The sequence below is a fragment of the Roseateles sp. genome, from assembly GCF_036404855.1.
Classification (GTDB): Bacteria; Pseudomonadota; Gammaproteobacteria; order Burkholderiales; family Burkholderiaceae_C; genus Pelomonas.
Genome location: NZ_DASWYS010000309.1, coordinates 19,244 through 29,758 on the forward strand (window position 1 = coordinate 19,244; position 10,515 = coordinate 29,758).

Consider the following 10,515-nt stretch of genomic DNA (forward strand, 5'->3'; position numbering starts at 1 on the left):
ATGAGCACCGCACGCTATCCCCGCGACCTCGTCGGCTACGGCGAAACCCCACCCCACGCGCAATGGCCTGGCGGCGCCCGCGTGGCCGTGCAGTTCGTGCTGAACTACGAGGAAGGCGGCGAGAACTCGGTGCTGCACGGCGACGCCGGCAGCGAGCAATTCCTGTCCGAAATGTTCAACCCGGCCAGCTATCCGGCGCGGCACCTCAGCATGGAAGGCGTCTACGAGTATGGCTCGCGCGTGGGCGTGTGGCGACTGCTGAAGGAGTTCGAGAAGCGGGCCCTGCCGCTGACCGTCTTCGGCGTGGGCATGGCGCTGGAGCGCCACCCCGATGTGACGCAGGCCTTCGTCGAGCTGGACCACGAGATCGCCTCCCACGGTTGGCGCTGGATCCACTATCAAGCCATGGAAGAGGACACCGAGCGCGCCCACCTGGCCCAGGCCATGGCGTCGCTGAAGCGACTGACACTGGGACGCGACCCGCACGGCCTGGGCTGGTACACCGGCCGCGACAGCCCGAACACGCGACGCCTCGTGGCGGACTTTGGCGGCTTCGAGTACGACAGCGACTACTACGGCGACGACCTGCCCTTCTGGCTGCAGGTCCGCAAGACCAACGGCGAGCTGGCGCCGCACCTCGTCGTGCCCTATACGCTGGATTGCAACGACATGCGCTTCGCCCTGCCCCAGGGCTTCAGCCATGCCGAGCCCTTCTTCGAGTACTTGCGCGACAGTTTCGACGTGCTCTATGCCGAAGGCGCCGAGAGCCCGAAGATGATGAGCATCGGCATGCATTGCCGGCTGCTCGGCCGCCCCGGTCGCATGCGCGCGCTGCAGAAGTTCCTCGACCACATCGAGGCGCACGACCGCGTCTGGATCTGCCGACGGCTGGACATCGCGCGGCACTGGAAAACCGTTCACCCCTTTGATGCCAAGACGGCCTTCGTCTGGGAATGATGACCCTTGATCAACTCAATGCCGCCAGCGCGGCGAGCTTCGTCGCGCTGCTTGATGGCACCTATGAGCACTCGCCCTGGATCGCCGAGCGAGCAGCAGCTTCTCGCCCTTTCAAGACGCTGGCAGCGCTGAAGGTCGCACTCGCCCGCGTCGTGCGCGAGGCCAGCGTGGACGAGCAGTTGGGCCTGATCCGCGCCCACCCCGAGCTGGCCGGCAAGGCCGCCGTCGCTGGCGAACTGACGGCGGAGTCGACGAACGAGCAGCAGAAGGCGGGCCTCACCGCCTGCACGCCCGAAGAATTCGCGAAGCTGCAGCAGCTCAATGCCGACTACAACGCGCGCTTCGGCTTCCCCTTCATCCTCGCCGTGCGTGGGCCGCGCGGCACGGGCTTCACGCGCCAGGAGATCATCGCGACCTTCGAGCGCCGGCTGCGGGCCCACCCGGATCTGGAACGTGCCGAATGTCTGCGCCAAATCCACCGCATCGCCGAGATCCGGCTGAACGACAAGTTCGACGCGCGGCCTGAGCTGGGCGAACAGCTGTGGGACTGGGCGGCAGCGCTGGCCCAGCACAGCGACGCCCAGGACGCCCTCACCTGCACCTACGCCACGCCCGCGCACACAGCGGTTGGCGAGCAGTTGATGGCCTGGATGCGCGACTGCGGCTTTGACGACGTCCATCGCGACGCCGTGGGCAACATCGTCGGCATCTACAACGGCACGGGCAACCAGCGCCTGCTGACGGGCAGCCACTACGACACCGTGCGCCGAGCCGGCCGCTTCGACGGACGGCTGGGCATCTTCGTGCCCATGCTGGTCGTGCGTGAACTGCACCGTCGCGGCAAGCGCCTGCCCTTTGGCCTGGAGGTCGTCGGCTTCTCCGAGGAAGAGGGGCAGCGCTATCCGGCGGACTTCCTTGGCTCCAGCGCGCTGATCGGGGCCTTCCAGCCCGCCTGGCTGGATCAGGCCGACGCCGCGGGCATCACGCTGCGCGACGCAATGCAGTCCGCCGGCCTGGCCGGCACGATGGACAGCATCCAGACCGCGACACGCGACGCATCGCGCTACCTCGGCTTTGTCGAAGTCCACATCGAGCAGGGACCGGTGCTGGACAGCCTGGACCTGCCGCTGGGCATCGTCACTAGCATCAACGGAAGCCGCCGCTACACCGGCGAGATCGTCGGGCTGGCCAGCCACGCCGGCACCACGCCCATGGGCCAGCGCCGCGACGCCGCGGCCGGCGTGGCCGAACTCATCCTGTTCATCGAGCAGCGCGCCGCCTCCGTACCGGACATCGTTGGCACGGTCGGCATGCTGGAGGTGCCCTCAGGCTCCATCAACGTCATCCCCGGCCGCTGCCGTTTCAGCTTGGACCTGCGTGCCACGACCGACGCGGCCCGGGATGCGCTGGATGCCGATGTGCGCACCAAGCTCGACGACATCTGTCAGCGCCGGGGTCTCAGCTGCACGCTGAAGCCGACGCTGGCCGCCAACGCGGCGCCCAGCGACCCGGCCTGGCAGGCGCGCTGGGAAGCCGCCGTCACTGCGTTGGGCTTGCCACTGCACCGCCTGCCCTCGGGCGCCGGCCATGATGCGATGAAGATCCACGAATTGCTGCCGCAGGCCATGCTGTTCGTGCGCGGCGGCAACGGTGGCATCAGCCACAACCCGCTGGAATCGGTGACAGCAGATGACGCTGAACTGTCCGTCCGCGCCTTTGAACGTCTGCTCGATACCTTATGACTCAGAACCCTACCGACGCCTGGATTGGCGAACATTTCGGCGACGAAGTCCGCTTCCTCCAGCACCTCGTTCGCCTCCCCACCGACACCCCGCCCGGCAACAACGCGCCGCACGCCGACCGCACGGCCGAGCTGCTGACCGAGTTGGGCTTCGTGGTCGAGAAGCACGCCGTTCCCGCTGCCGAGGTGCAGGTTGCCGGTATGCAATCCATCACCAACCTCATCGTGCGCCACCGCTTCGGCGACGGTGGCCCGACGATCGCGCTGAATGCGCATGGCGACGTGGTACCGCCAGGCGAGGGCTGGACGCATGCCCCCTACGGCGCCGAGATCGTGGACGGCAAGCTCTACGGCCGTGCGGCGGCCGTCAGCAAGAGCGACTTCGCGACCTACACCTTCGCGCTGCTGGCGTTGAAGCACTCGGGCCTGCCACTCAGGGGCGCGGTCGAGCTGCACTTCACCTACGACGAGGAATTTGGCGGTGAGCTGGGCCCGGGCTGGTTGCTGAAGCAAGGCCTGACGAAGCCCGACTACCTGATCGCCGCCGGCTTCAGCTACCAGGTCGTCACGGCCCACAACGGCTGCCTGCAGATGGAGGTAACGCTGCACGGCCTAGCCTCGCACGCAGCCTATCCGAGCACGGGCATCGATGCGCTGCAGGCCACCAACAAGTTGCTGACGGCGCTCTACGCCCACAACGATGTTCTGAAGACGCGCCGCTCCGAGGTGCCAGGCATCACGCATCCCTATCTGAACGTCGGCCGCATCGAAGGTGGCAGCAACACCAACGTCGTGCCGGGCAAGGTCGTCCTCAAGCTGGACCGCCGCATGATCCCCGAGGAGGATCCCGCGAGCGTCGAAGCCGAGGTGCGTGCGCTGATCGAGAACAGCGTGGCGCAAAGCGCCGGCGTCAGGCTCGACATTAAGCGGCTGCTGCTCGCGAACTCCATGAAGCCGCTTCCCGGCGCAGCGCCGCTGGTGGCCGCGTTGCAGAAGCACGGCCAGGCCGTGTTCGGAGAAGAGATCCCGACCTCGGGCACGCCGCTCTACACCGATGTGCGCCTCTATACCGCCCACGGCATCCCGGCTGCCATCTACGGCGCCGGGCCGCGCACCGTGCTGGAAAGCAACGCCAAGCGCGCCGATGAGCACCTGGTGCTGAAGGACCTGGAGCGCGCCACCCTGGTGGTCGCGCGCACGCTGGCCGAGCTGCTGGTCTAGGACCCGAGCAACTGCCGCCGCGCGGCCAGTTGCTCTGCCGTGAACGGACTCCAGTTGGGCCGCTGCGCGTACAGGCCGTAGAGCGCCAGCAGATTGCCCCGCACCTGCGGATTGGTGGGGTCCAGCGCGAGCACTGCGAGCAACTCATCAGCCAGAGCCTTGGCGGACCCGGCGTTCAGGGGCTGCCGTGCCGCGCTCATCACGGCGGCGGTCTGTCGCGCGGCGGCGGTGCCGGGCAGGCGTTCCGCGGCCTGCGTGAACTGCTGACTGGCCGCCTCGCGCTGCTCGCCACCCCAGGCCATGTGGCCACGCAGGCCGGCAGCCACGCCCCAGGCCGCAGGGGCCTGATCCCCCGGCACCGCGCGCTCGTAGCGCGCCAATGCGGCCAGCACCGCGTCGGCCATGGGCTGGCGCTGCGCGGCGGGCACGCCGCCGGCACGAAGTCGCAGCCAACCGGCCACGCCTTCGGCGAAGTCGAGCTCGGGCAGCCAGCGCGACAGCGACCAATCCGGCGTGTCGTCGCCCGTGCGCGCGCGAACCCAGCCGGCCGGCAGGCCCGGCCGCATCGGCGCCAGCCGCAGCCAGTCGCCGCGCGCCTCGGCCACCCAATAGGGGAAGCTCTCGCGCGTGGAACTGCCAATCTCCACGCCCGGCACGGCCAGGTCGGGCGCGGGGCGCACGCGCAGCGCGGCGCGGAAGGCGGTGTCGATGCGTGCCAGGTCATCCAGCCGGATGCGCCGCGGCGCGAAGGACAGGGCCTGTGCGGGCAGCGCGACCTTCAATTCCAGCCGCGCGTCGCCCGCCTGCAAGGGCACGGCCAGCACCTCGGGCTCCAGGCCGTCCTGCCCCTGACGGCCGAAACGCAGATAGCTCTGCAGGAACAGCTCGCCGTCCTGCTCGAACAATCGGCCCCACACCACCACCACCCCCTGGCCCGGCTTCAGCCGGCCGCTGGCCACGCCATAGCGGCTGACGCGCGCCAGCACCTGATCCACGTCGCACACCTGCTGGGGCTCGGCCACCAGATCCACCACGCCGATGGAGCCGAACTTCAGCATGCCCATCAGCAACTGTAGATGGGCCAGCGCCGAAAGCTGGCGGCTGGCCGCCTGCAGCACGGGCGGCCCGGACTGGGCGCGCCAAGGCAACACCAGCGCATTGACCGCTGCTCCACCGAAGACGACCGGGTCGGAGCAGGGTCGGATGTCCATGGCGAACAACCGCGGCGGCAGCAGCGCAAGCAGCAAGGTCAGCACGACCAGCAGGGGGGCGTTGGCGCGGCGCATCATTCGGCTCCCGCACAGGGTTGCGCCGGCTGCTGCAGCCTCAGCAGGCCGGTGCGTGAGTAAGCCGGGTCGGCCAGGGCCTCGCGCAGCACGCGACCGGCACTGCTGCCGACGAACTCGCGCAGTGCCGCCAAGTCGGCCTTGCCGCGCCCGGTCAACGGCCGCTTCAGCATGGCGCCGAGCAGGCCGCTGGCGCGGCAGAGGTTGGCGTGGGCCGGCTCGTAGGCACGTTCGCGCATCAGCTTCAGGCCCAGCGCAGTGGCGACGAACGCGTCCAGGTCCAGCGGGCGGGACACGAGCTGCACGGCATCCTGGGTGGGCGCGGCTCCGGCCTCCGGATAGCGCAGGCGTTGCAGTCCGTTCGGCAAGCCCTGCACGGCGTCGCGCCGGTCCGCAGCAAAGCGCAGCGGCACCAGCAGGTAGTTGATCTGCGCGCTGAGCGTCGGCGGCGTGCCGTCGCGCTCCACGGCGCCCCAGATCTCCAGCAGCACGCGCTGGTCGTTCAGTTGCTCGACGACCTCGGGGCTGAACTCGCTGCCGTCCATGGCTGGCGCCCGCCTGGGGCAGGCCCGGAACGCCACGGGCGTCGCACCAGGGTTGATCCAGCGCTCGTCGCGTGTCTGGTCCAGCTCGAACTGGAGCTTGTTCAAGAAACGCTCGACGGCGGCGCGGTCCGGCAGCGCGTCGCCGCTGGGCTCGCTGAGCAGCACCGTGAAGCTGTTGGCCGCGGGCGGGCAGTTGACGACGGTGGCCCGAGCCGCGGCGCAGCCCAGCAACAACGCCAGCAGGAAGGTCTTCATGGCGCTCACTCCAGGTTGGCAATGGCCTCGTCCACGGCCTGCTTGAGCATCGGATAGGCCTCGGCCGGTGCACCGATATCGCCGCCGATGCAGCGCTTCAGGGCCTCGGGTCTGCCTGCCACGGCGGCGTCGACGAGGTCACGGTAGCGCCGCAGTTGCGGCAGCGCCTTGGTGCAGCCGTTGTCGCCGATCAACCCGACCAGCGTACGGTGGGCTCCGATGTCGTAGTGCTGGTTGCGCTTGAGCAGCAGCGGCGGCAGCAGCCGGCACAAGGTCTGGGGCTCGCGCACGGCCAGGGCCTCCAGGCCGCGCGTCGCGGCGACCGCGTGCAAGTCGGTACGGCGCAACTCCATCAGCAAGGCTGGCAGCGCCGGCTCCCCGAAGGACGCCAGCACGACGGCGGTGTTCTTCAGCTTGCCGAGATCCTCTTCCTCGGTGAGCTTCTGCACAAGCGACTGCATCTCCTTCGTATAGCTCAGGTCGAGCTGGCGCTGCTTGATGGCCAAATCCACCGAGTCCTTGATCCAGAAGCCCAGCACGAGCACGACGATGCTGGCCAGCAGCTTGGGCGCCTCGGCGCCCATCCAGGCCAGCAGCCGGCCGAAGAGAGGCTTGGGCGGTGCAGCGGGGGCATCCATGGGCGCAGTGTCGGCCGGAGCGCCCCTGCCGAGCAACCTCAATTCAGCTATCCCGCGGCCTGCCGGCCGGCACCGCACAAGCGCAGCGACCCCAAGGACCAAGGCATGCCCGCCCCGCGCCACGTCCAAGCGCGCCGCCAGTCATGGTGGCTGCTGGCCGTGCTCCTGCCGGGCGCGCTGGCGCCGGGCATCAGCGCAGCGCTGGCGCACGTACGAGGCGACTTCTCGGCCTGGCAGGATCCCGTGCGCATGCAAGGCGCCGCACCCAGCTCGCTGCCCACCAGCATCCCCACCACTCGCAAGACCGTCACGCGTGCGGATCGACGAGCCGGCCGAAGTGCGCTGGACGGCCAGCGGCGAAGCCCTTCAGTTGCAGAGCACCTGGGATGACGAGTTCATGCTGCAGGCGACGCTGCCGGCCGAGCCCGGATCACGGCCTTCGCAGTGCGCCAAGTCTGCGTCCGGGGCGAGCTCAACGGGACCGCGCCGCCGAAGCTGCTGCCCGCCCGGGTGCCGGCCCACACCCACTGAGCCGAAAAAGCAGGGCCTGCCCCGGCTGATCGTGGCTTCGTTCACGGCCGGCTGCGCCGATGATTCATCCCGTCACCAGTGCACGGCCCCCGGCAACGTTGCGGCCCCTGGCGAGGCGGAACGCGACCCGCCCGCGACCACGAAAGCACGAAATCCGGGCCTGCCCGCGTCACCTCCGGGTGTCGCTCCGCTGGCCGCCTGCGCTGTGATGCACGCCGCAGCCCCACGCACCCTCACGGGTGCGTCCCGGGCGGCGTGAAGCGCTCTTGCGCCCCGACCGGCTCCCGCCGGGCGGGGCTTCATTTTTTGGCTTACCGCATCGCGACGATGCCGCCCTCGCGCGCCTGGGCCAGCAGGAAGAGGCCGGCCTCGCTGCGCTCGCCACTCTTCACCTGGACATCGACCAGGCAGGCCGGGCCGACCGTCGTGGCGCGCAGCAGTCGCGTCTGGCGGGGCTGGGGCGAGCGACCCAGCCGCTCGATCAATGCGCGATAGACGGCCTCGCGGCCGGCCTCGCCAGCGGCACCCAGGCTGCCGTCCATCGCAAACTGCGCCGTCAGGCCCCAAGCGTCGCTGGCGTTCCAGCGCGCGTCGAAGTCGTCCAGACGGCGCTGCAACGCGGCCTTGTCCTCGCAGGGCGAGACAGCGGCGGAGGCCTCGCCGGGCAGGACCAGCACGCCGGCGGCGACGACGCTGAGCACGCCGACGAGGGCGCCGAACAGGCCCAGGTGGGCGGAAGGATTGAAGTGTTTCATGACGGTTCTCCTGGGGTTCGGGTCAACGCTGGACCGGCGCGATCGGATCGGGCACCTTGTTGCGGATAGGCGCCAGCGACTGCAGGTAGGCGAAGACGGCCTTGAGGTCGTCGTCGGTCATCTGGCTGTAGACGGGGATGGGCATGGGCGGCAGCACCGGCCGGCCGCGGCCCAGGTGGCGGCCCGTCCGTATGGTCTGCACGAAATCGCCCTCGCTCCAGCGGCCCAAGCCCGTTTCCATGTCCGGCGTCAGGTTGGCCGAGAAGCTCAGACCCCACGGGCCGGAGTAGGCCGTGCCGCTGTTGGCAATGACGGCCACCCAAGGCCCCGCCGGCGGGGAGACGGGCGCCGTGAGCACAAAGGACTGCGGATGGCCGGACAGATGCCGTGCCATGTCCGGCTCGGGGCCGTTGGCGCCCATCTTCATCGGCGTGTGGCAATCGGCGCAGCCGCTGGTGTTGACGAGGTAGCGGCCACGCTCGATGCGGTCGCTGGCCTGGGCCGTGCCGGCCAACAGGATAAGAAGGGGGATCAAGGCTTTCATGGACGGGGGTTCTCCGAGTTGAAGTGATGGGCCAGCAACGCCAGGCCCTGGGCGTCGACCTCGCGGGTGCCCAGGGGCGGCATCTGCTGGTAGGGGTTGCGGGTACCGGCGCGTCTCAGGATGGCGGCGGCATCGACAGGAGCGGGCGTGCGGCCCACGTCCAGCGCCAGGCGCAGCGCAACGGGCACGCCGCCCTCGAAATGACAGTGACCGCAATTGCCGTGCAGATAGCCGCGGGCGGCGTGCTCGACGGGGTCTGCGGCGGCAAAGTCGGGGCCATGCCGGCTCCAGGCCACGGGGGCGTTCTTCAGCAAGCCCTCTTGCACCAGGGCGGGCACGGCCGGCCCCAGTTGCAGGGCCGCGAAGCCCAGCACCGGGCTGCGCGCGCCGGCATGGCAGGCCATGCAGTCCCCAGCCGAGGGCACCTCGTAGCGCCGCCCGCCGGGGAGTGTCAGCTGGCGGCCTTGGGCCGGCGCGCGCACCGCGTCGGCGCCGTCCCAGACATAGCTGGCAACCTCCCAGCGGCCCTCGGCGGCGAGCCGGAAGTGACGCGTCTCCACCGGCCGGCCATCGACGCTGAATTCCTTCCACAGCCGCGTGCCGACAGGGAAGCGCCAGGCGTCAGGCTGACTGACATCTACCTGGGTGCCCGGCGGCAGCGCGATCCAGCGCCGCTTGGTCGCACCATCGGACCACAGCGCGAAGCGCGGCTCGAAGGCGCGCACACCAGGCCCGCCCAGGCCTGTCTGGCTCAGGCGCTCGGGCAGCTCGGCGTGTGCCGCGAGGGCGGCGGTGCTGAGCAGGAGCAGGGCGAGGCGTTGCATGGCTCGGCACTGTGCCGAGCGGCCCCGGACCGGCCATCGCCACGATGGGCCAATGTGAGGATTACCGAGGAGCCATGACGGGGGTCATGCCGTGGCCCGCCGGCCATGGCCCGTACGAGCGATGGCAGGGGCGGCGCCGGCCGGAACACTGCTCGGCATCCGGCCCATCACGCCGGCTCAACGGAGCCTCCCATGACCACCGCCCCCCCGCGCCTCGACCTCTACGCCCACATCCACAAAGGCCTGCGTCTCTTCATGAGCGACACGCTGCTGCAGCTGAGCCGCCTGGATGTGGATGATCCGCTGGATCTGGCTGCCGGCCTGGCCCAGTTGGACGCGCTGCTGGACGCGGCCCGCCACCACCTCGACAAGGAGAACGAGTTCGTCCACCCTGCCATCGAGGCCCGTCGCGCTGGCGCCAGTGCGGCCATCGAAGCCGAGCATGACGAGCACCTGGACAGCATCGCCGCACTGCGCGCCGAGTCCGCGGCGCTGCGCGCCATGCCCACCGCCGCCGCCGCCCAGCGCCTGTACCGGCGTTTCTCGGCCTTCGTCGCGCACAACTTCGAGCACATGGGCGTGGAGGAACACCGCCACAACCAGGCGCTGTGGGCTGCCTACACCGATGCGGAGCTGCACGAGATCCATGGCCGCATCCTGGCCAGCATCGGCCCACGCGAGATGAGCGAGACGCTGCGCTGGATGATCCCGGCGCTGACGCCGGCCGAGCGCGCCCTCGTCATCGGCAGCCTGCCGCCGGCCGTCCAGGCGCCGGTACTGGCCGCCGTCCGGCCGCTGCTCAACGAGCCGGCCTGGGCCAAGCTGTGCCGCGCTCTGGATCAGGCCAGCGTGCCCGGCCTCGTCGAGGCCTGATCTCGGCGGTTCCACCACGCCGCGGCCTCGCCGCGCGAGTTCAGTCCCAGCTTGTCGAGGATGTTGGCCACATGCCGCTTCACGGTATGGGGACTGAGGTCCAGGGCGCGGGCGATGTGCTTGTTGCTGGCGCCCGCGGCGATCTGCGCGATGACCTCGGTCTCGCGCTGGGACAGGCGATCATCCGCCGCCGCCACCGGCTCCACGATGGCCAGCGCGGCCGGCCGCAGCGCGTCGGCCCAGCCTCGCAGTCGGGCAACGTCGGCGGCGTCCAGCAGGCCGCGCCAATCCTCTGCCGCCATCCGCAGCAGTTCGGGCACCGCCCACATCAGCCCGCCGGGCTCG

12 protein-coding genes are annotated in these 10,515 nt (G+C 70.1%); 5 read left to right on the forward strand and 7 right to left on the reverse strand.

The annotated features are described in order from the left end of the window. From puuE to VGF12_RS20700, 3 genes are read left to right on the forward strand one after another with little or no spacing between them, the layout of a single operon-like run. Positions 1-957 carry an allantoinase PuuE gene (puuE, locus tag VGF12_RS20690; RefSeq protein ID WP_331177936.1) on the forward strand — a complete coding sequence of 319 codons (957 nt, stop codon included), beginning with the start codon at positions 1-3 and terminating at the stop codon, positions 955-957. Beyond that, complete coding sequence (gene uraD, locus VGF12_RS20695; protein WP_331177937.1) at positions 954-2,699, forward strand: 2-oxo-4-hydroxy-4-carboxy-5-ureidoimidazoline decarboxylase; 1,746 nt, start codon at positions 954-956, stop codon at positions 2,697-2,699. Before puuE ends, uraD begins: the two co-directional genes overlap by 4 nt. Next, positions 2,696-3,919: a M20/M25/M40 family metallo-hydrolase gene (locus VGF12_RS20700; protein ID WP_331177938.1), complete on the forward strand. Its 1,224-nt coding sequence runs from the start codon at positions 2,696-2,698 to the stop codon at positions 3,917-3,919. Before uraD ends, VGF12_RS20700 begins: the two co-directional genes overlap by 4 nt. Here the strand turns inward: VGF12_RS20700 and VGF12_RS20705 are convergent. From VGF12_RS20705 to VGF12_RS20715, 3 genes are read right to left on the reverse strand one after another with little or no spacing between them, the layout of a single operon-like run. Continuing rightward, positions 3,916-5,205: a hypothetical protein gene (locus VGF12_RS20705; RefSeq protein ID WP_331177939.1), complete on the reverse strand. Its 1,290-nt coding sequence runs from the start codon at positions 5,203-5,205 to the stop codon at positions 3,916-3,918. The two genes, VGF12_RS20700 and VGF12_RS20705, sit on opposite strands and share 4 nt — an antisense overlap. Beyond that, positions 5,205-6,005: a hypothetical protein gene (locus VGF12_RS20710; protein WP_331177940.1), complete on the reverse strand. Its 801-nt coding sequence runs from the start codon at positions 6,003-6,005 to the stop codon at positions 5,205-5,207. The genes VGF12_RS20705 and VGF12_RS20710 overlap by 1 nt, the downstream gene beginning before the upstream one ends. A gap of 5 nt (positions 6,006-6,010) precedes the next feature. Then, entirely contained in the window at positions 6,011-6,643 is a 633-nt protein-coding gene (locus VGF12_RS20715) for a hypothetical protein (protein ID WP_331177941.1), read from the reverse strand. Positions 6,644-6,748: 105 nt separating this feature from the next. Here VGF12_RS20715 and VGF12_RS20720 point away from each other — a divergent pair, with 105 nt between their 5' ends. Next, on the forward strand, positions 6,749-7,033 hold the full coding sequence (locus tag VGF12_RS20720) for a hypothetical protein (RefSeq protein WP_331177942.1): 285 nt from the start codon (positions 6,749-6,751) through the stop codon (positions 7,031-7,033). Positions 7,034-7,485: 452 nt separating this feature from the next. Here VGF12_RS20720 and VGF12_RS20725 read toward each other — a convergent pair whose 3' ends face one another. Genes VGF12_RS20725 through VGF12_RS20735 form a run of 3 tightly spaced genes read right to left on the reverse strand, consistent with a single transcriptional unit; the run spans position 7,486 to position 9,297 of the window. After that, positions 7,486-7,929, reverse strand: a complete 444-nt coding sequence (locus VGF12_RS20725; RefSeq protein ID WP_331177943.1) for a hypothetical protein — start codon at positions 7,927-7,929, stop codon at positions 7,486-7,488. A 22-nt stretch (positions 7,930-7,951) separates the two neighbouring features. Next, positions 7,952-8,473, reverse strand: a complete 522-nt coding sequence (locus VGF12_RS20730) for a c-type cytochrome (RefSeq protein WP_331177944.1) — start codon at positions 8,471-8,473, stop codon at positions 7,952-7,954. After that, positions 8,470-9,297: a hypothetical protein gene (locus VGF12_RS20735; protein ID WP_331177945.1), complete on the reverse strand. Its 828-nt coding sequence runs from the start codon at positions 9,295-9,297 to the stop codon at positions 8,470-8,472. Before VGF12_RS20735 ends, VGF12_RS20730 begins: the two co-directional genes overlap by 4 nt. A gap of 192 nt (positions 9,298-9,489) precedes the next feature. Here VGF12_RS20735 and VGF12_RS20740 point away from each other — a divergent pair, with 192 nt between their 5' ends. Then, entirely contained in the window at positions 9,490-10,170 is a 681-nt protein-coding gene (locus VGF12_RS20740) for a hemerythrin domain-containing protein (RefSeq protein WP_331177946.1), read from the forward strand. Here VGF12_RS20740 and VGF12_RS20745 read toward each other — a convergent pair. Then, on the reverse strand, positions 10,137-10,515 hold a 379-nt coding region (locus tag VGF12_RS20745; protein ID WP_331177947.1), incomplete at its 5' end, for a helix-turn-helix transcriptional regulator. The two genes, VGF12_RS20740 and VGF12_RS20745, sit on opposite strands and share 34 nt — an antisense overlap.